Genomic DNA, 17,621 nt, shown 5'->3' with positions numbered 1-17,621 from the left:
GGCGTGCTGCCACGGATGAAAATGTTTTTCGCGAGGGGTGAAGATAATGATTATAAAAGAGTTAGTCATCTATGGGTACGGAAAGTTTGAACAATACCATCTAAAGTTACAGCCATTTTCTTTAATTTATGGAAAAAATGAAGCAGGCAAGTCTACCATTATGTCTTTCATCCATAGCATTCTTTTCGGCTTTCCGTTGAAACAACAAAGTGAATTACGATATGAACCGAAAACAAGTTCTAAATATGGCGGTCGGATTGTTTTGGAAGACCCTGATTGGGGCATTGTCCAAATTGAACGGGTGAAAGGAAAAGCAATCGGTGATGTAACGGTAAAACTTGAAGACGGCACAATCGGTGATGAAGAATTGTTGCAAGTGATTTTGGGTGGTATGGAAAAATCGACCTATCAATCAATCTATTCCTTTGATATTCATGGGTTACAAAATGTCCAAAAGGTGAAAGGGGAAGAGCTTGGGAAATTTTTATTCTCGACAAGCGCGATTGGAACGGAACAAATTATGGAAACAGATCAGTTCCTTGATAAAGAAATGGACAAGCTGTTTAAACCAAACGGATCAAGGCCGGACATCAATAAACAAATAGCAAAGATGAAGGTGCTGGACAATCAATTAAAGGATGCTAAGAGAAAAATTATAAACTATGAAACTTTGTTGCAAAATTTAACGAACACGGATAACCAACTGGAAGCTAAACGGAAACAAATGGCGGATATTCAACAGGAAATTTTTGAAAAGAAAGAATGGAATCGGATATATCCGTTGTTTATGCAGAGAAAAAATCTTGAGGAGAAACTCACGGAACTGGGTGAATTTCAGTTTCCAAGTAACGGAATTACCCGTTATGAAAAGTTGGCAGCTGAATTACGTACAACAAAAAAACGGCTCGTCCCGTTAAATGAACAATTGGAGGAAATAACAAAAGAGCTCGAAACGATTGAAGTAGATGAACGGATTACGGAGAATAAAGAACCAATCCAATTCATTGTCGAGGATTTACCGAATTACCGTCAAGAAGCCGGAAAGTTGAAAGAGCTAGCCGTCCAAATCAACCAAATTGAGGATGAGTTGCTGCAAATAAAGACTAAGTTACATTATCAAGGTGATCTGGAAGCGATCCGGCAATTTGACTTAAGTTTTGCCAAAAAAGATCAAATCATGGAGCTGGTGAAGAAACAAAGTCATCTGGATGAAAGAAAAAGGGAACTGGAGAAAAATGAAAATGAACTGGGGCAAAAATTAAAGCAGCAAAAATCATTTGTAAATGAACTTGCTCGTAGCCGCTTAAATAAAAAAGAACGGCTTCATTTGGAGAATGTACTCAAGCAGGAGCAAGAAATAAATAAAATTGAAAGCGAACTGAAGTGGATTGACAGTCAACTATCCCAGATACAGAACAAACAATCGATTAAAAAATCAGGAAAAACGACCTTATTGTTTGTGTTTGGTTGTATTTGTATGATTACTCTTGCCTTATTTTGGTTTGATTATTGGCAAATAGCTTTGGGAATTTTATCGGCCTCAGTTTTATTTTCCCTGGTTCTCGTCATAACAGGATGGAGAAAAGCGTCGGATGCAACGATCAAAATGAATGAACCATTAATTTTGAAAAAGAGGCAATTGGAAAAGAAATATGAAGAAATTCAGATCACTTCAGAAGACATTGAACAAGCCCGTGAAAAATTGAATAAAGATCAGCTTATTGCTAAACAGGAAGAAATTGAGAATATTCGGCTCGAACAATTAGAACGGCAATTTGACGAATTAGTTGCAAGTTTTGAACATTGGGAGAATGAAACAAGGGCCATCAATGATGAATTGCTGGAAATGGGAAGAAGTTACTTTTTACCGGACTATATGGCGAAACATCATTTAATGGAATGTTTTACACTGCTTGAACAGTTGAAAACACGCTGGAACGAAAAACAACGAATGTCCCAACAAATTGAGCATTTGAAAATGATCCAGACAGAAAAAGAAGCGATTTTATCAAAATATGATTGGCTTTTTCATGCTTCCTCGCAAAACTATGAGGAAAGAGTACTGCTGCTCAAAACAGAATTGAATAAACAATTGGAGCTTGAGAAAATTCAAGCTGAGAAACTGGCAAAACAACAAGAGCTCGTTAACCAAATTGCGACATGTAAAGCGGAATTGAAGCAAGTCGAACAGGAAATTAACGTATTATTCCAACAAGCAAACGTTGAAACGGAAGCTCAATTTTACTTAGTTGGAGAAAAAAATGAAAAACGGAACGAGTTATTGAATGAATTCGAACTTGTTAATAAACAGTTGGCTCATTCGAACTTAAATCTTCCGGATGGAATGAACCTTATCCCTTCCTATGTGGATGAAACAACATTTACCGAATTGAACCGAATAAAAGAGGCGATAGGCAAAGAAATTGAACAATTAGAGAAAGAACGGGTATCTATTCGCCATGAAATCACGTTGATAGAAGAAGGCGGTACCTATACAGAACTGTTACATCAATTTCATCAAGAAAAATACGAACTGGAAGAAATGGCGCGAACATGGGCTGTGTTTCAGACGGCAAAATATGTTTTGCAAAAAGGGATGGAAAAATATAAGGTTGAACGTCTTCCGAAGGTTCTTTTACAAGCTTCTAAATATTTTTCCTTTATCACCGACGGGGCTTATAAGCAGATTTTTCTTGATCAAGAAAGTGACCAACTGTTTGTCGAACGAAAGGATGGTATGCTTTTTACTCCTAATGAGGTCAGTCAGGCAACAGGAGAACAATTGTATATCAGTTTACGCTTTGCCTTGGCTGTTCTTAGTCATAAGCAAAACCCATATCCGTTCATTATTGATGATGGTTTTGTTCATTTTGATGAAGACCGGCGAGACCAAATGATGTACTTGTTAAAGGAAATTTCTGCTGAATCCGGTGTTCAAATTCTTTTCTTTACATGCCATAATATTTTTAAAAGCTATTTTGATAGACAGCATTCGGTCGTTTTCCTTTGAATTTTTAATAATAATAGAGTTCGGGAATTCGATAAAAATGACGTAAAATCTATTTATTATGGTAAATAAGTTAATAGGAGTCGGGAGGAACGTGTATGACTAAAGGAGTCCGCTTTTATGAGGCTGGTGAACAGGTTGAACAATATTTTTTAATTAAAAATGCTGCCAAAGGAATGGCCAGTAACGGGAAGCCGTTTTTAACTTTAATTCTCCAAGATAAAACCGGGGCCATTGAAGCAAAACTTTGGGATATTACCGAAGAGCTAGAAAAAACATATGTTGAACAAACGATTGTTAAAGTACTCGGTGATATTCAAAGTTATCGGGGGAAATTACAATTGCGGATTCGGAAAATTAGAACGCTGTCCCCGCAAGAAAACATTCCGGTGGACATGTTTATTGAAAAAGCACCGGTTGAAGCAGATGTAATGCTTAGTAAAATTAATCAATGCATTTTTGAAATGACCAATCCGAAAATTCAGCGGATTACCCGTTATTTGATGAAAAAATATGAAAAGCCGTTTTTGGAGTACCCGGCGGCCACGAAAAATCATCATGAATATTACTCCGGTCTTGCTTATCATGTTGTATCCATGCTCGATTTGGCAAAAGCGATTGTCGCGCTTTATCCGAGTCTGAATAAAGATCTGTTATATGCCGGTGTGATTTTGCATGATTTAGGCAAAGTCATTGAATTATCGGGTCCAGTATCACCATCTTATACAATAGAAGGAACATTGCTTGGACATATCACCTTAATGGTCGGTGAAATTGGAAAAGCAGCCGATGAATTAGAAATTACCGGCGAAGAGGTTACTGTCTTGCAACATTTAATCCTCAGTCATCATGGAAAAGCTGAATGGGGGAGTCCGAAGCCGCCGCTGATCCGAGAAGCAGAGGTCTTACATTATATTGACAATCTTGATGCCAAAATTAATATGTTAAACCGGGTTCTTGATAAAACAAAACCCGGTGATTTCAGTGAACGGTTATTTGCCTTGGACAACCGATCTTTTTACAAACCAAGCTTTCAAGAATAAGCTTGTCATAAAAAATCTCCTATATGAATATGCTTGTACAAATAATAGTTTTAAAGGATAGGAGGTTTCGTTTATGGTTGTCCCATTTTGGATTTGGTTGGTTGTGGCCGGTATTGTGATCAGTGCATATATGACGATTCGAACTAATCGGGAAGAAAAGGAAATGGAGTTAAGAGAAGCAGAGCAAGAAGGAGACATTTATATAAAAAGAATGGAAGAAGAAAAGGAAAAACGGAAACAGTTTTATGAAGCATAAGAGCATAACAGGCAAAAAACAGCTTTCCCAAGCGTGGTCGATAATTTTGACCTCATGGGAAAGCTGTTGTTGTGAATATTGACTTCATCCTTCGATTGAAATTGTGGATGAAGGAGGATCATTTATTTTTTAGATCCTGTCTCAACGGAATTTTTCAAAATGTCTTTCAAGTCTTTGTCATTGATTTTTACATCTGCATTTTTAACTGCTTCATCCACAGCTTTTTGAACGGTAGCTGAATCAAGTTTTGATTGCTTCACTTTATCTACCAGTTCTGATTTCATTTTGTCAAATGATTTGACATCTTTTTTCTCTGTTACTTTTGTTGCTTGGATGATATGGTACCCATAGTCCGTTTTGACCGGGTCACTAATTTCATTTTCCTTAAGCTTATATGCGGCAACTGTAAACTCACGAACAAGCTGATCAGGGTTCAACTCACCTAAATCTCCGCCTTTTTCAGCTGTCGCTGTATCTGTTGACAGTTCTTTTGCCAATGCGGCGAAATCTTCACCATTATTTAATCTTTGTTTCACTTGTTTTGCCGTTTCTTCATCAGCAACAAGAATATGGCGTGCCGTTACCGTTTTTGTTTCAATCCCGTATTGTTCTTTTAACTCATCATTTGTCACTTTGATTTTATCTTTTGCTGCTTTTTCTTGGAGAAGTGAAAATTCAAGTATGTCTTTCAATTCATCCTCACTTGAAATGCCCATTTGAGCTAACCAACTTTGGAAATTATCTCCATAAGCGTCCTTGTATTGTTGTAAAGCATTATCTACTTCTTTATCAGAAACCTTATATTTGTCAGACAAAACTTGTTTGTAAACAAGTTCTTTCAGAGTGGATTCGCCATATCGGTCTTTAAGTGTTTGATAAAACTCATCTTGGCTAATATTTCCCGCTTCCGACTCAACAATTGCTTTCCCGTTATTGCAAGCAGTTAAAGTGAGTAGACCGGCTGCCAATGTAAAAGTTAACAGGTATTTCTTCTTCATCAGATTGAACAACTCCTAATCATTTGATTTAATGCTTGTTTCATTTTACCACAAATTTAACTATATCATAATAAAAACAAACAAAAAAATATTTTCTGTATCAGTTGAAATTACAGGATCAATTGTCATATTTCGGGAAATTGGTAATCGTCAAATAACCGGATATTTTTTTCTACCTTAACGACGAGTAAAGTCTCCCATGTTAAAATTTTCGAGATTAAAAAAAGAATGGAGGGGACTGTTTACCCGCATGCGTCCGATTAGTTCAACTAACCATCAGTGGGGGATAGATGACTCACCGATGGAAGTTTTACTGTATAAACTAGGTGTTTTCACTAAACAATTTTTGCACAAATACATAAGATATATTGAATTCGATAAAGGAGGTATGACAGATGACAGTACCGAATGCCAGCCCGTTTGTCCTAATTGTCGTGCTGTTTATTTTATTAATCATTGTAGGGTGTTCGTATTTGTAATAAGAAAAAATGAACCTTAAGTGATAAACAAGTGAATGTATAAAGGAGGTGTCATTATGTCTGAAGGATATCATGGTGGAGGATTTGCATTGATTGTTGTCTTGTTTATCTTGCTTATCATCGTCGGTGCAGCGTACATTTGGTAAATAATGCAGGTAGAAGAAATTCCGGCACCGTTTTGCCATACCTGTATAGTCAACTTGTATTGACTTAAATCGAGACGACCGGAAAAATAGTAAAGGGGCAATTCATCCAATGGATTGCCCCAAAAATTTATCACACCTTAACAGCAAGTCAAGTCCTCCCTCTCAAGATTTTCAAATTTACAAAGAAGATAGGTGGGGGACGGGCTGCCCGCATAAGTCCGATTTGTTCAACTAACCATCAGTGGGGAGAGATGCCCCACTGATAGAAGTTTCATTTTATGTAAACAACATCGCCACATATGATGAGAGCAATAAAATTATCGTAGAAATATTTGTAGTATGGATGATGGTATGATGTTTCTCTTCCGGGATCTCTTTTTGGATACAAAATCTATACATAAGAATATTCAAGTAAAAAATGATAATAGTGGCTAAAATAAGAAAAACAATAAGCAAAAGCATCCCCTCCCAGTACGTCAAGCATAACTTTCTCTATATTAAATCACTCTTCACCCTTAACATCCACTTCATTAGAAATTAAGATTCTTTGATGGTCAAAATTGCGTAGTATACACTATTTTACTCAATAATACTTTTTTTCGATAAATGAAAAGAAGTTTTAAAGTATTAAGAGGTAATTCCGTTTTAAATAGATATTAATAATGTAATATAATATACATCAAAAGCAAAGTAAAAATATATGTATAATCAATGAACAAATATTTAGAAGCCAGTATGAAATATCTCCATCTACCTGTAGTATAATAAGTACAGTTGAAATCCCAACCCTAAAGGTAAAAAATTTTTCTTAGCTTCTATCAGGATTTAGTCAAAAGATTAATTCTATCATAACTGCGATGGTATTAAAGACTATATGGATTCGAAAACAACCGTCTTAAATGATTGTGATAATGTTTAGTCGAACTTGGACATGTTTTTTTGCATACAGATGCCAAATCATTTAAGTACTAACATACTTTACAGTGGGTTTTATAAAAAATCAATGAGAAAATGAAAAAAGATTTTGACGGAAGATGACAAAAGATGACAAGTTGAAGGATGATAGACAATGATGGATGAATTGTTAAAGCGGATCGAAAGGCTGGAATATTATCAACAATTACTACTTGAGATCGTGAATACTAATGATTACCCCTTCACAAAATTAATCATTCAGAAAAAACTAGGGCCGGAAGAAGTTTTGGAATTCCAACAGCTTTGTGAATATATGAACAATAAACTCCAAGAACAAAAAGCGGAAGGATTATTATATTTTTATCCGCTTCTTAAAGAGTTCTCTGATAAATTGAACAGAAAACTGGAGGTGAAAGAAACCGTTGAATCCTGTTTACAACAATATCTTTATGTTGAGTTAATGACCGAATTTAAGAAATGCTTACTCGGCTAAACCACTTCTTTTTCCTTGTTATCTTTTTCTTTTATATCCTTATGATGTATGTTCAGTTTTTCTATATCTGTGTATGTTTTTTTGAAAATATCCATAAAGTCATCACCGTATATATTACGGACGATGGCTATTAACTCTAATATATCGGGATATTTGCCATAAATATCTTTCAAAGGCTTAGCACCCATTAAAATTGCATGTTTTGACGGATCAAATTTCTCTAGTAATTCAATGATAAGGTTTTCGCCTTTTTCCGTTAAACGGATATACGTATTTCTTTTATCCTCGACCTTCTTGGAAAAAGTCAAGTAACCCCTTTCTTCCAACTTTTTTGAAAAATTGAAAGCAGTTGAAACATGCATGACACCAAATTTGGCAATATCGGATATAGATGCTCCGTGTAAATGGTAGGCGATCCATAAAATATGATGTTCGTTGATGTTCAAATTGTATGGTTTGATCCATTGTTGCCAGTCTTTTTCTATGGCCTTCCAAAGTGCTTTTCCCAATTGTGAAATTTTTTGTGTAAATAAAAGCGCTTCAAGTTTTGAAAAATCTTCCATATCATCACCTTCTACTTTTTGATTTAACATTGTGGTAAAAAAGAAAAAATTAATGAAAACTCAGGCATCCGAGCCTTTAGGCGACTCGGGACGTGTAGTAAACCCAATAAAAATAACACTTCATTTCAAATTGAACAAATTCCGACCTTTTACCTATTTCCCTTTTTACACTATTCTGTCATGTATGTTTCAAAAAATTTTATTATATTATTTCAAAATTCTACATTGATCACAAAAAATCCTTTTTATTTTGAAAAAATTTTTTGTTTTTATAATATAACTTTATGGTCGCACCAAAAATGTTTTACGTAAATTTTTAGAAAAGATTTGTATATCGGTCGAAAATTCCGTAAATTTTAAAAAGTACGCTTTTGGGTAAAGGAAAGAGAACTTGGGTTACTTTCCAAGTTCTCTTTCACTGAAAAGCAATTAGGCGAAGGTCATTTTGCTTCTTTCCATGATTTTCGCGACGATTGGATAGACAATAACAATGGCGATTGTGTTCAACAAAGCTGTTGGCAACACAATTGTTGTAAACATTAACATGAATGCACCATCCAATCCAATTATTAAAAATGCAGAAGCAAGGAATATAGTTCCTGAAATAATCGTGCCAATAGCCGTTAATACAGCATTGCTAATAATGGAACGATTCTTTTTGACTAGTAGGAACAACCCGTAAAATGCAAAAGCCGAGATAAATTTATCAATGATGTTTGGAAAAAAGCCACCTGGTACACCAGTTGTTAATCCGGAGATAATTCCGGTTGCCAGACCGAGTAGGATAATATTTTTCTTATCGGGAAATAGAATAATTGCCAAAAACATCATTAGTAAACTGAAATCCGGTTTCATGCCTCCTGCACCAATACCGGGGATCAATATATGCAATGCAGCCCCAATCCCCACAAATAAAGCCATAATAACTAATTCTTTTGTTTTCATCTCTATTCTCTCCTCTGCTGTTCTCTTCTCAACTTAACTCCTTTTGTATCCTATGATCAAAAGCGAGTTGGTTTGACTGTATTATAACATACGTTTCTTTTCGATAAAAGATATTTTTCAAAAAGTCTGGAAAAGAAGTTTTGATACACGTGCTGTATGCATGTTTGCTCATCTGTATGAAAACGATCTATTTTATAAGACCATTTGTTTCTTCTTCTCTTTTTATTATATGAGCATAATCATATTTGGTCGGCAATCGATTTAGCGATCTTTTGCAAATCTTCTTTTGTATACTCGCTTGTATGTGTCTTCCAAACGGCACCAAAGCCGTCACCTTCACCATATCGCGGAATCAAATGGACGTGATAATGGAAAACGGATTGTCCAGCATATTCTCCATTGTTGTTTAATAAATTTAACCCAATTGGATTGTATGCATTTTTAATAGCGTTTGCAATTTTCGGTACGGCAGAGAACAGCTTGCTTGCTACATCCGGAGTTAATTCATAAATATTTGCCTGATGGGTTTTCGGAATGACAAGCGTATGTCCTTTTGTCACTTGAGAAATATCAAGGAACGCTAACACATTTTCATCTTCATACACTTTAGCAGATGGAATTTCTCCGTTTAAAATTTTACAAAAAATACAATCCGACATTTCTATCATCCTTTCTAATTTCATATTGTTACCTATTTTATCATATATTACCAAGAATGGGTAAAAGTAGATGAGGATTGAACAGGAAAATCTTCTGATGTCCGACTTTTTAGGAAAGTGCAGATAATCTCTGTTGAAAATGTAAACATTAACGTAAAAAAGGCAAGACCTGTGTTCAGTAACTGAACATTGGTCTTGCCCGTGCGAAGGGAAAATGAAAGCGGGTTTGTTACTACTCAATCAGGCAGGTTTCTAAAGAATCTAAAGCATTCAAGCTCATCATCCCCGTTTCTTCATAAAAATTATGAACGACTTCGGTTGATGATCTTTGACAAACACCTCATTTATTGAAGTGGGTTTTCTGAATGCATAGCTCTTTTTAAAACGAGTTCAGTATCTTTCGTAAACACCCCATTTGAATAAAAGTTATTTTCCCTTCAAAAATTAGCATAACCAGATTTAAAAAAATCATACGACGACAGAAAATAATTTTTTTATCTGCCGTAAATTTGCTAAACTAAAATTAATATACTGGACAAGCAACGAAAATTAATTCAAAGGAAACATAAAGATATCTTTGACTGTTAAGCAATGTAAAGGAGAATGATCATGAGCTTACTAGAAGTTCGGTCGCTTTCAGGCGGTTATACGAAAAAAAATGTGTTAAATGAAGTGAGTTTTGAAATTGAAAAGGGGGAGATTGTAGCACTGATTGGGCTTAATGGGGCCGGCAAAAGTACGACTATCAAGCATGTTATCGGTTTAATGGAACCAAAAAAAGGGGAAATTCGTATAAACGGAAAGACGATTCATGAAGATCGTGACGGTTATCGAAAAAAATTCTCCTATATTCCGGAAACACCGGTCTTGTATGATGAATTAACCCTGGAAGAGCATTTAAAATTGACTGCCATGGCTTATGGGGTGCCGGAGGATGAATATAACCGGCGAATCGATCAATTACTGAAAGAGTTTCGTATGCAGAAAAGGCTAAAATGGTTTCCCTCCCATTTTTCTAAAGGAATGAAACAGAAGGTCATGATCATGTCGGCATTTTTAGTGGAACCTGAACTTTATATTATTGATGAACCGTTTGTAGGATTGGATCCGTTAGCTATACAAAGTCTCTTGCAACTTTTACAAACAAGGCAAAGCAAGGGAGCGGGTATTTTAATGTCTACGCATATTTTAGCAACAGCAGAAAAATATTGTGACCGTTTCGTTATTTTACATAATGGGGAAATCAAAGCAAAAGGGACGATGGAAGAGCTGAGGAAACAATTCAATTTAAAGGATGCCAGTTTGGACGATTTATACATTCAATTGACAAAGGAAGACACCAAAGATGAATAGAGATCGACTTTGGAATGAAAGATTCATGGAGCGCTTAAAAGAGTTGCTTCGTTACGGTAGGTACATATTTAATGACCATCTTTTAATTGTATTACTTTTTGCCGTTGGTGGCGGGGCATACTATTATAAAGACTGGGTAGCAACGTTGGATGAAACATTCCCGACAGCCGGACTTTTTGCGGTTGTTTTTGCCTTATTATTAACGAATGGGACGGTTATTACGTTTTTAAAGGAGGCTGATAAAGTATTTTTGCTTCCTATAGAAACAAATTTGACAAGTTATTTTGTCCGAGCGTACATATTAACAGTCCTGTGGCGGTTATCTATTACGTTCATTGTTTTGCTTATTTTGATACCCATTTATTTGCAAACAACCGGTACCGGAAAAGCATTGCTTGTCTTTAGTGGCTTACTGGTTTTGCTTCAATTTCTCAATCTTTATACTCGCTGGAAAGTTGATTACGATACGGATCAGGCATCGGTTACATGGGATTTAACTGTACGACTGTTATTAAACGGTTTACTGGTGTTCTTTTATATCAATAAAAGATATGCGCTTTTTGCGATTGTCTGCATCATTTTCGTTATTTATGCGGCCTATTTTCGTAACAAAATGAAAAACAGCGGGCTCCCGTGGGAACGGTTGATTGTTAATGAAGAGCGAAGAATGGCGTTTTTTTACCGGATTGCGAATTTATTTACGGACGTCCCACAATTACGAAACCGGATAAAACGCAGAAAATGGGCGGATATGTTTATGAAAAGTCGTCGCTGGACACCAAGCAGCACGTATTCGTTTCTCTTTGTTCGAACTTTTTTCAGGAGCGGTGATTATTTCGGTTTGTTTATGCGATTAACTGCCATTGCTGCTCTGCTTATTTGGGGCTTGAACGGTTCATATATTGCTTTTGCGATCGCGATACTTTTTATTTATTTGACCGGTTTCCAACTGATTAGCCTATGGAAACATTATGATGCGGTCATTTGGCCGGATCTTTACCCGGTCGGTGAAGACACAAAGAAAAAAGCCTTTTTAAAAATCATGTTAAATATATTATGGACACAAAATATTATTTTTACGGTTAGCTTCATTACCTCATTTGAATTTCAAAGAGGGCTCCTGTTGTTTCTTGTTTTAAGTGGATTTTGCTATGCTTTTGTTTTTCTTTATTGTAAAAAACGAATTGAAAAACTGGATTGATTCATATACGAGGTGGTCAGGAGATGGAATATGAAAGAAAAGCTTATGATGAGCTTTTACAATGGCAGAGAGAAATCCGAAAGAAAGGGAGTCTTTTGAACCGAATTTCCAAACAAGCACAAAATAAGATGAGTCAACTGATACCTGAAAAAGCTCAAAACGTGATCACCGAGGCTGTGAAAAAAATGGTCACTGCGGTACTATCCGGTTCAAATCTTCTTTTTACCAATGACTTTCCTAAAACATATTCATTGGAAGAAAAAGAAGCACTGATTAAAGAGCAATTGGATAAATATCGAAAAGCTGCGACCGTGGAAGGCGCCGGAACAGGTGCTGGGGGGATTTTACTTGGGTTGGCCGATTTTCCGCTTCTTTTATCAATAAAGTTGAAATTTCTTTATGATGTGGGAAAAATTTATCACTATCCTTTAGATCAATATGAGGAACGACTCTTTTTATTAATGGTTTTCCAACTTGCTTTTTCCAGTGATGAAAAACGGATTGAGACTTTGGAAATAATTGAAAATTGGGATAGAGAAAAAGAGCGGCTCGTTGATCTTGATTGGCAAACATTTCAGCAAGAATATCGCGATCATATTGATTTTGTGAAAATGCTGCAAATGGTGCCGGGAATCGGTGCCGCGGTGGGCGCTTATGCAAATTATAAATTGCTGGACAGATTAGGGGGAACGGCGATATTTTCTTACCGAATGCGTTATTTTAATAATTTAAAAAATATTAGGGTTGAATGATCAGGGGGGATTTGCTTGCTCCCCTTCCCGGCAGTTTTTGTAGTCGTATAGATAGATAATGAATTTCATAGAATAGAAGTTTTTTCATAAAATAAGTAATACTCCTGATATCACATCAAGATCATATCAGGAGGATTTTATTTCGGGTCTTTACAAAATATTAGAAAAATTCCCGTGTCATTCCTTGCCTGTATGGTGAAATAACTTTTAAAATTGATTTTGATATTGCACAGCTGCAGTGAATAATGTTTTTGCTGCTATTAACATTCCTTGTTCATCAATATCAAATTTCGGGTGATGATGTGGAAAACAGTCTTTCTCATGAACTGGTTTTGCCCCGGTGAAAAAGAAAGTACCTTTCACATGCTGCAAGTAATAGGCAAAATCTTCGCCGACCATCCGTTTCTCACATTCTATTACATTAGTGACTCCCGGTACATTTCCGGCACATTTGGCGAGAAATTCCGTCTCCTCTTTATGGTTAACGACAGGCGGATATCCTCGAAAATAATGGTAATCATATGTACAATCATTGGTGAGACAGGTGCTCTTAATCATTTTTTCAATGAATTGTTCAATCTGATTGCGAACTTCTTCGTTAAACGTCCGTACCGTTCCTGTTAACTCCACTTTATCCGGAATTACATTAAATGCATGTCCGCCATTTATTTGCCCAATGGTAACGACTGCAGACTGAATCGGATCAATGAATCGACTAACAATCTGTTGCAAATTTAGGACAAGTTGGCTGGCGGCTACTATTGGATCTTTGGCAGCATGGGGATAGGCTCCGTGTCCGCCTTTCCCGTTTATCGTAATTGAGAAGCGATCGGCGGCAGCCATAATCGGCCCCGTACGAAAAGAAATTTGTCCGACCGGTTCCGTAGACCATAGGTGAGTTCCAAATATAACGTCCACTCCGTCCAAACAGCCGTCTTCGATCATTGACTTTGCCCCGCCCGGAACATATTCTTCCGCATGTTGATGGATAAAAACATATTCCCCGGAAAGCTCATCTTTCAAATCGAAAATGATACTGGCAACAGATAATAATGTCGCAGTATGTCCGTCATGACCGCAAGCATGCATCACGCCGGGAACGGTTGATTTATAAGGAACGTCTTTTTCATCTTGAATTGGTAAAGCGTCAAAATCTGCCCGCAATGCAACGGTTTTTCCCGGTTTAGCGCAACGGATACGGGCAACTACGCCATTTCCACCGACATTTGTTTGAACTTGGACACCTAAATTTTTATAAAAATTTGCGATATATTTTGCTGTCTCAAATTCTTTAAATGACAGTTCCGGATGTTGGTGCAAATATCTTCTTATTTTTACCATGTGATCATAATTTTTTTCCAATAATTGATAAGCTTTTTCCAACATATTCATCCCCCTGATTCGTATAGAATTATTCATCGATTTCATTGAGACCAATATAATATTCGTTCAAATAGGATGGTCCGGCATACATTTTTATTTTATTAACCTCAATACTTCTGTCTTTTTCGTCGGGGAAAGCAAATTCTTCCATATCTTTCCATGCCTTAAAAGCTTCTTTACTTTTCCAGAAGGTAATAATAAGATACGTATGATTTTTCATTGGCCGTAAAATGCGGGCTGCAAGAAATTCGTCTGCATTGTCCAATCTACGGGGGCGTTTGCTTAATTCATGTTCAAATACCGGAGAATCTTCATCTCTGACCGGAATATAGTGGAATAGTGCATATCCTTTGACCGGAACACTACCGGTAGATTCCAAGATTTCGTATTTTCTTGGCATTTGGAACACAGTTTTTCCGTTTGTTTCGTGGAACAATAGAGCATGATCAGACCCGAAGAACAAGGTAATGTTTTCTTTCTTGAATTTCTCGGCGATTTTTTGTAAAAAGTCTGCAGTACCTGTCGTTAAATAGACATATTTCATCATATTTCACCTCATTTTATGAGCATATTCGTTTTAAACAAATTGTCGTTAATGGTATGGTTGAATTAGAATGTAATCATTATTTTATTGCAAAATTTGATTTTAGCCAAACCGTTTAAGTTGATCCCACTCGTAGCGGTGTGGAGCGGATGATAGGCCCCTACTGAATACATGTCGGTTTTTGAAATGATTATTATAAAATAGTAATGATAATTTAACAAATTTATGACAAATATTAATGAAATCTATACAATGACCGTAAAAACATGTATAGTGATGATGGTCTATTTATAACTATTATAATTTAATAACAAAATTTTTTTAACTTTTTATTGAAAATATTTATTTATTTGGCAATGTTATAATCGAAACTTGCTACCAGCCTGATAAAAATACGAAAGGTGATTACTGTATATGTCCAGACTAAAAAATGACACTTTCTTAAAAGCTGCCAGAGGGGGAAAAACAAATCATATTCCGGTCTGGTATATGCGGCAGGCAGGACGGTCACAACCGGAATACAGGAAATTGAAAGAAAAATACTCTTTATTTGAAATCACTCATCAACCGGAGCTTTGTGCCTACGTGACGAGACTGCCTGTTGAACAATATGGTGTAGATGCGGCTATTTTATATAAGGATATTATGACACCGTTACCTGCTATGGGTGTGAACGTTGAAATTAAAGGCGGGTTCGGTCCGGTCATTGATCAGCCGATTCGGACTTACCAAGATGTTGAAAGATTGGGGCAAATCGATCCGGAACATGATCTCCCGTTTGTGTTGGATACGATCCGGTTATTAACAACCGAACAATTGACCGTCCCGCTAATCGGGTTTGCCGGGGCACCGTTTACTTTGGCGAGTTATATGATCGAAGGCGGTCCGTCGAAAAACTATAATAAAACAAAGGCGTTTATGTATAGTGAGCCTCGTGCTTGGTTTTTGTTAATGGAGAAACTGGCAGACATGACCATCGCTTATGTAAAAGCACAAATTCATGCCGGAGCCAGTGCAATCCAAATTTTTGATTCTTGGGTGGGTGCATTAAATGTTCAGGACTACCGGAATTTTATGAAGCCGACAATGTTACGGATTTTTTCTGAATTAAAAAAAGAAAATGTTCCACTCATTTTGTTCGGTGTCGGTGCAAGTCACTTAATAATGGAATGGAATGATTTACCTGTTGATGTGATTGGACTGGACTGGCGGTTGGAAATTCGCGATGCCAGGGCGATGGGAATTACGAAAACCTTACAAGGAAACCTTGATCCTGCTGTCCTTCTTGCACCTTGGGAAGTGATTGAAGAGCGGGTGTCTGACATCCTAACCCAAGGTATTACACAACCGGGATATATTTTTAATTTAGGCCATGGAATCTTTCCTGATATAAAGCCGGAAACGATAAAACGGTTAACCCAATTTATTCATGAATTTAAACAATAACGGTGAAGGTCTGTAGTGATAATAGGACGGCTTTTCGGCAAAATAAATACGAGGTGATACGAATGAGCAAGAAAAAAATCGGGCTTCTCGTTATGGCTTATGGAACCCCGTATACAGAAGAAGATATTGAACCGTATTATACACATATTCGGCATGGCAGAAGACCCGCAGATGAATTAATTGAGGATTTAAAAAGTCGTTACCGGGCAATTGGCGGTATTTCACCACTGGCTGAAATAACAAAATCCCAGGCAGAAAAGTTAACGAAATATTTAAATCGAGTTCAAGATGAAGTTGAATTCCAATTGTTTATCGGTTTAAAACATATTCACCCGTTTATTGAAGATGCGGTAAAAGAAATGCATAAAGAAGGAATTACTGAAGCTGTCAGCATTGTTTTAGCACCGCACTACTCGACCTTTAGTATTAAGGGATATAATGAACGGGCGAAGAAAACAGCCGATGAACTCGGTGGAATCCAGATCGTTTCCGTTGACCAATGGTATGATGAACCGAAATTTATTGATTTTTGGGTAAATCAATTAAAAGCTACGATAGAAAAAATGCCGGGAGAAGAGCGCAATCATTCCGTTGTCATTTTCTCGGCACACAGCTTGCCTGAAAAAATTTTACAAGCCGGTGACCCGTACCCCGATCAATTAGCCATGACAGCAAAATTAATAGCTGAGAAAGCCGGTATTGATGCATATGCTGTTGGTTGGCAAAGTGCCGGTCAAACAGCGGAGCCTTGGCTTGGTCCTGATGTGCAAGACCTAACAAAAGATTTACATAAGGAAAAAGGCTATAAAGCATTTATTTATTGCCCAATCGGGTTTGTTGCAGAACATTTGGAAGTCCTATTTGATAATGATACAGAATGCCAAATCGTCTGTGAAGAAATTGGAGCAAGCTACTACCGCCCGGAAATGCCAAACGATCACGATCAATTCATCGAAGCATTGGCAAATGTTATTTTAAACAGATTAAATGAATAAGGAATATAGAAAATGAAAAAGCTGTCTCATCTGATTCTGTTATGATGAGACAGCTTTTTAGTGTTTTTCTTATAAGTTTACGTTTTAACTCAGCCAGTTCCCGGATTATTTTAAGATTAGTCCATATCTTTTAAGCCGATGCATTTATGACAAACATTTCCATAACATTCATGTTGTTCCTCAATTTCTTCGCCGCATTTTTGGCAATACTTTGAAGGTAGGTTTTGGAAAAATTCGAGAATACTTAAAATCATTTGAATCGCCCCTTTTTTAATTTGTATTACCATTGTATTATAACAAGATGAAAAATGCAACTGTGTTTTAAAACAAATTATTTATTCTATCCGCGAGTCAAAATTTGTTATCGAAAGATTTGGGGTAATGTGTGGTAGATAGATGGGTAGCCACTACGGTAATTTTGTCGACGTTAAAAAGAACCTTTA

18 protein-coding genes are annotated in these 17,621 nt (G+C 36.5%); 11 read left to right on the top strand and 7 right to left on the bottom strand.

What is annotated here, in order from left to right:
* Positions 1-46 precede the first annotated feature (46 nt).
* The 3 genes from LIZ98_RS05620 (at position 47) to LIZ98_RS05610 (ending at position 4,306) form a co-directional block, all read left to right on the top strand.
* Positions 47-3,010 (top strand): ATP-binding protein, encoded by a 2,964-nt coding sequence (locus LIZ98_RS05620; protein WP_227139143.1) that lies wholly within the window; start codon positions 47-49, stop codon positions 3,008-3,010.
* Positions 3,011-3,105: 95 nt separating this feature from the next.
* Positions 3,106-4,050, top strand: coding sequence for a 3'-5' exoribonuclease YhaM (yhaM, locus tag LIZ98_RS05615; protein ID WP_227139142.1), 945 nt, complete (start codon positions 3,106-3,108; stop codon positions 4,048-4,050).
* Between the two features lie 73 nt (positions 4,051-4,123).
* Entirely contained in the window at positions 4,124-4,306 is a 183-nt protein-coding gene (locus LIZ98_RS05610) for a sporulation YhaL family protein (RefSeq protein ID WP_041902057.1), read from the top strand.
* A gap of 122 nt (positions 4,307-4,428) precedes the next feature.
* On the opposite strand, the gene LIZ98_RS05605 is transcribed toward LIZ98_RS05610, so the two are convergent.
* Complete coding sequence (locus tag LIZ98_RS05605; RefSeq protein ID WP_227139141.1) at positions 4,429-5,304, bottom strand: peptidylprolyl isomerase; 876 nt, start codon at positions 5,302-5,304, stop codon at positions 4,429-4,431.
* Positions 5,305-5,699: 395 nt separating this feature from the next.
* Between LIZ98_RS05605 and LIZ98_RS05600 the strand changes: the two genes are divergently transcribed.
* The 3 genes from LIZ98_RS05600 (at position 5,700) to LIZ98_RS05590 (ending at position 7,337) form a co-directional block, all read left to right on the top strand.
* A complete protein-coding gene (locus LIZ98_RS05600; protein ID WP_072012650.1) occupies positions 5,700-5,783 on the top strand; it encodes a YjcZ family sporulation protein in 84 nt (27 codons plus the stop codon).
* Between the two features lie 56 nt (positions 5,784-5,839).
* Positions 5,840-5,929, top strand: a complete 90-nt coding sequence (locus tag LIZ98_RS05595) for a YjcZ family sporulation protein (RefSeq protein WP_108897779.1) — start codon at positions 5,840-5,842, stop codon at positions 5,927-5,929.
* 1,069 nt (positions 5,930-6,998) lie between these two features.
* Entirely contained in the window at positions 6,999-7,337 is a 339-nt protein-coding gene (locus LIZ98_RS05590) for a DUF1878 family protein (RefSeq protein ID WP_052480307.1), read from the top strand.
* On the opposite strand, the gene LIZ98_RS05585 is transcribed toward LIZ98_RS05590, so the two are convergent.
* The 3 genes from LIZ98_RS05585 to LIZ98_RS05575 form a co-directional block, all read right to left on the bottom strand.
* Positions 7,334-7,900 (bottom strand): HTH-type transcriptional regulator Hpr, encoded by a 567-nt coding sequence (locus LIZ98_RS05585; RefSeq protein ID WP_034769044.1) that lies wholly within the window; start codon positions 7,898-7,900, stop codon positions 7,334-7,336. The two genes, LIZ98_RS05590 and LIZ98_RS05585, sit on opposite strands and share 4 nt — an antisense overlap.
* Positions 7,901-8,329: 429 nt before the next feature.
* On the bottom strand, positions 8,330-8,845 hold the full coding sequence (locus LIZ98_RS05580; protein WP_041846015.1) for a tryptophan transporter: 516 nt from the start codon (positions 8,843-8,845) through the stop codon (positions 8,330-8,332).
* Between the two features lie 239 nt (positions 8,846-9,084).
* Complete coding sequence (locus LIZ98_RS05575) at positions 9,085-9,504, bottom strand: HIT family protein (RefSeq protein WP_041846016.1); 420 nt, start codon at positions 9,502-9,504, stop codon at positions 9,085-9,087.
* A 603-nt stretch (positions 9,505-10,107) separates the two neighbouring features.
* Between LIZ98_RS05575 and LIZ98_RS05570 the strand changes: the two genes are divergently transcribed.
* The 3 genes from LIZ98_RS05570 to LIZ98_RS05560 are packed head-to-tail and all read left to right on the top strand — an operon-like array spanning position 10,108 to position 12,810.
* On the top strand, positions 10,108-10,857 hold the full coding sequence (locus LIZ98_RS05570) for an ABC transporter ATP-binding protein (RefSeq protein WP_269147486.1): 750 nt from the start codon (positions 10,108-10,110) through the stop codon (positions 10,855-10,857).
* Complete coding sequence (locus LIZ98_RS05565) at positions 10,850-12,058, top strand: ABC transporter permease (protein WP_227139140.1); 1,209 nt, start codon at positions 10,850-10,852, stop codon at positions 12,056-12,058. Before LIZ98_RS05570 ends, LIZ98_RS05565 begins: the two co-directional genes overlap by 8 nt.
* Before the next feature lie 23 nt (positions 12,059-12,081).
* Positions 12,082-12,810 (top strand): EcsC family protein, encoded by a 729-nt coding sequence (locus LIZ98_RS05560; protein ID WP_227139139.1) that lies wholly within the window; start codon positions 12,082-12,084, stop codon positions 12,808-12,810.
* A 207-nt stretch (positions 12,811-13,017) separates the two neighbouring features.
* Here LIZ98_RS05560 and LIZ98_RS05555 read toward each other — a convergent pair whose 3' ends face one another.
* Entirely contained in the window at positions 13,018-14,196 is a 1,179-nt protein-coding gene (locus LIZ98_RS05555) for a M20 metallopeptidase family protein (RefSeq protein WP_227139147.1), read from the bottom strand.
* A 25-nt stretch (positions 14,197-14,221) separates the two neighbouring features.
* Positions 14,222-14,737, bottom strand: coding sequence for an antibiotic biosynthesis monooxygenase family protein (locus tag LIZ98_RS05550; protein WP_052480331.1), 516 nt, complete (start codon positions 14,735-14,737; stop codon positions 14,222-14,224).
* A 414-nt stretch (positions 14,738-15,151) separates the two neighbouring features.
* On the opposite strand from LIZ98_RS05550, the gene hemE reads away from it, so the two are divergent.
* On the top strand, positions 15,152-16,183 hold the full coding sequence (gene hemE / locus LIZ98_RS05545; RefSeq protein ID WP_041902432.1) for a uroporphyrinogen decarboxylase: 1,032 nt from the start codon (positions 15,152-15,154) through the stop codon (positions 16,181-16,183).
* 62 nt (positions 16,184-16,245) lie between these two features.
* Entirely contained in the window at positions 16,246-17,178 is a 933-nt protein-coding gene (hemH, locus tag LIZ98_RS05540) for a ferrochelatase (RefSeq protein WP_095141658.1), read from the top strand.
* A gap of 116 nt (positions 17,179-17,294) precedes the next feature.
* Here hemH and yhfH read toward each other — a convergent pair whose 3' ends face one another.
* Complete coding sequence (gene yhfH, locus LIZ98_RS05535) at positions 17,295-17,432, bottom strand: protein YhfH (RefSeq protein WP_072012652.1); 138 nt, start codon at positions 17,430-17,432, stop codon at positions 17,295-17,297.
* Positions 17,433-17,621 lie beyond the last annotated feature (189 nt).

It is taken from the genome of Caldibacillus sp. 210928-DFI.2.18 (genome assembly GCF_020554505.1).
Taxonomy (GTDB): Bacteria; Bacillota; Bacilli; order Bacillales; family Caldibacillaceae; genus Caldifermentibacillus; species Caldifermentibacillus hisashii.
The sequence above is the reverse complement of the archived record's forward strand: the minus strand, read 5'-3'. Positions and strand labels throughout refer to the sequence as shown.

What these genes read in the sequence shown, in the direction of transcription:
- LIZ98_RS05620 (WP_227139143.1), top strand. Translation starts at nt 47, where the DNA reads ATGATTATAAAAGAGTTAGTCATCTATGGGTACGGAAAGTTTGAACAA.
- yhaM (WP_227139142.1), top strand. Translation starts at nt 3,106, where the DNA reads ATGACTAAAGGAGTCCGCTTTTATGAGGCTGGTGAACAGGTTGAACAA.
- LIZ98_RS05610 (WP_041902057.1), top strand. Translation starts at nt 4,124, where the DNA reads ATGGTTGTCCCATTTTGGATTTGGTTGGTTGTGGCCGGTATTGTGATC.
- LIZ98_RS05605 (WP_227139141.1), bottom strand. Translation starts at nt 5,304, where the DNA reads ATGAAGAAGAAATACCTGTTAACTTTTACATTGGCAGCCGGTCTACTC.
- LIZ98_RS05600 (WP_072012650.1), top strand. Translation starts at nt 5,700, where the DNA reads ATGACAGTACCGAATGCCAGCCCGTTTGTCCTAATTGTCGTGCTGTTT.
- LIZ98_RS05595 (WP_108897779.1), top strand. Translation starts at nt 5,840, where the DNA reads ATGTCTGAAGGATATCATGGTGGAGGATTTGCATTGATTGTTGTCTTG.
- LIZ98_RS05590 (WP_052480307.1), top strand. Translation starts at nt 6,999, where the DNA reads ATGATGGATGAATTGTTAAAGCGGATCGAAAGGCTGGAATATTATCAA.
- LIZ98_RS05585 (WP_034769044.1), bottom strand. Translation starts at nt 7,900, where the DNA reads ATGGAAGATTTTTCAAAACTTGAAGCGCTTTTATTTACACAAAAAATT.
- LIZ98_RS05580 (WP_041846015.1), bottom strand. Translation starts at nt 8,845, where the DNA reads ATGAAAACAAAAGAATTAGTTATTATGGCTTTATTTGTGGGGATTGGG.
- LIZ98_RS05575 (WP_041846016.1), bottom strand. Translation starts at nt 9,504, where the DNA reads ATGTCGGATTGTATTTTTTGTAAAATTTTAAACGGAGAAATTCCATCT.
- LIZ98_RS05570 (WP_269147486.1), top strand. Translation starts at nt 10,108, where the DNA reads ATGATCATGAGCTTACTAGAAGTTCGGTCGCTTTCAGGCGGTTATACG.
- LIZ98_RS05565 (WP_227139140.1), top strand. Translation starts at nt 10,850, where the DNA reads ATGAATAGAGATCGACTTTGGAATGAAAGATTCATGGAGCGCTTAAAA.
- LIZ98_RS05560 (WP_227139139.1), top strand. Translation starts at nt 12,082, where the DNA reads ATGGAATATGAAAGAAAAGCTTATGATGAGCTTTTACAATGGCAGAGA.
- LIZ98_RS05555 (WP_227139147.1), bottom strand. Translation starts at nt 14,196, where the DNA reads ATGTTGGAAAAAGCTTATCAATTATTGGAAAAAAATTATGATCACATG.
- LIZ98_RS05550 (WP_052480331.1), bottom strand. Translation starts at nt 14,737, where the DNA reads ATGAAATATGTCTATTTAACGACAGGTACTGCAGACTTTTTACAAAAA.
- hemE (WP_041902432.1), top strand. Translation starts at nt 15,152, where the DNA reads ATGTCCAGACTAAAAAATGACACTTTCTTAAAAGCTGCCAGAGGGGGA.
- hemH (WP_095141658.1), top strand. Translation starts at nt 16,246, where the DNA reads ATGAGCAAGAAAAAAATCGGGCTTCTCGTTATGGCTTATGGAACCCCG.
- yhfH (WP_072012652.1), bottom strand. Translation starts at nt 17,432, where the DNA reads ATGATTTTAAGTATTCTCGAATTTTTCCAAAACCTACCTTCAAAGTAT.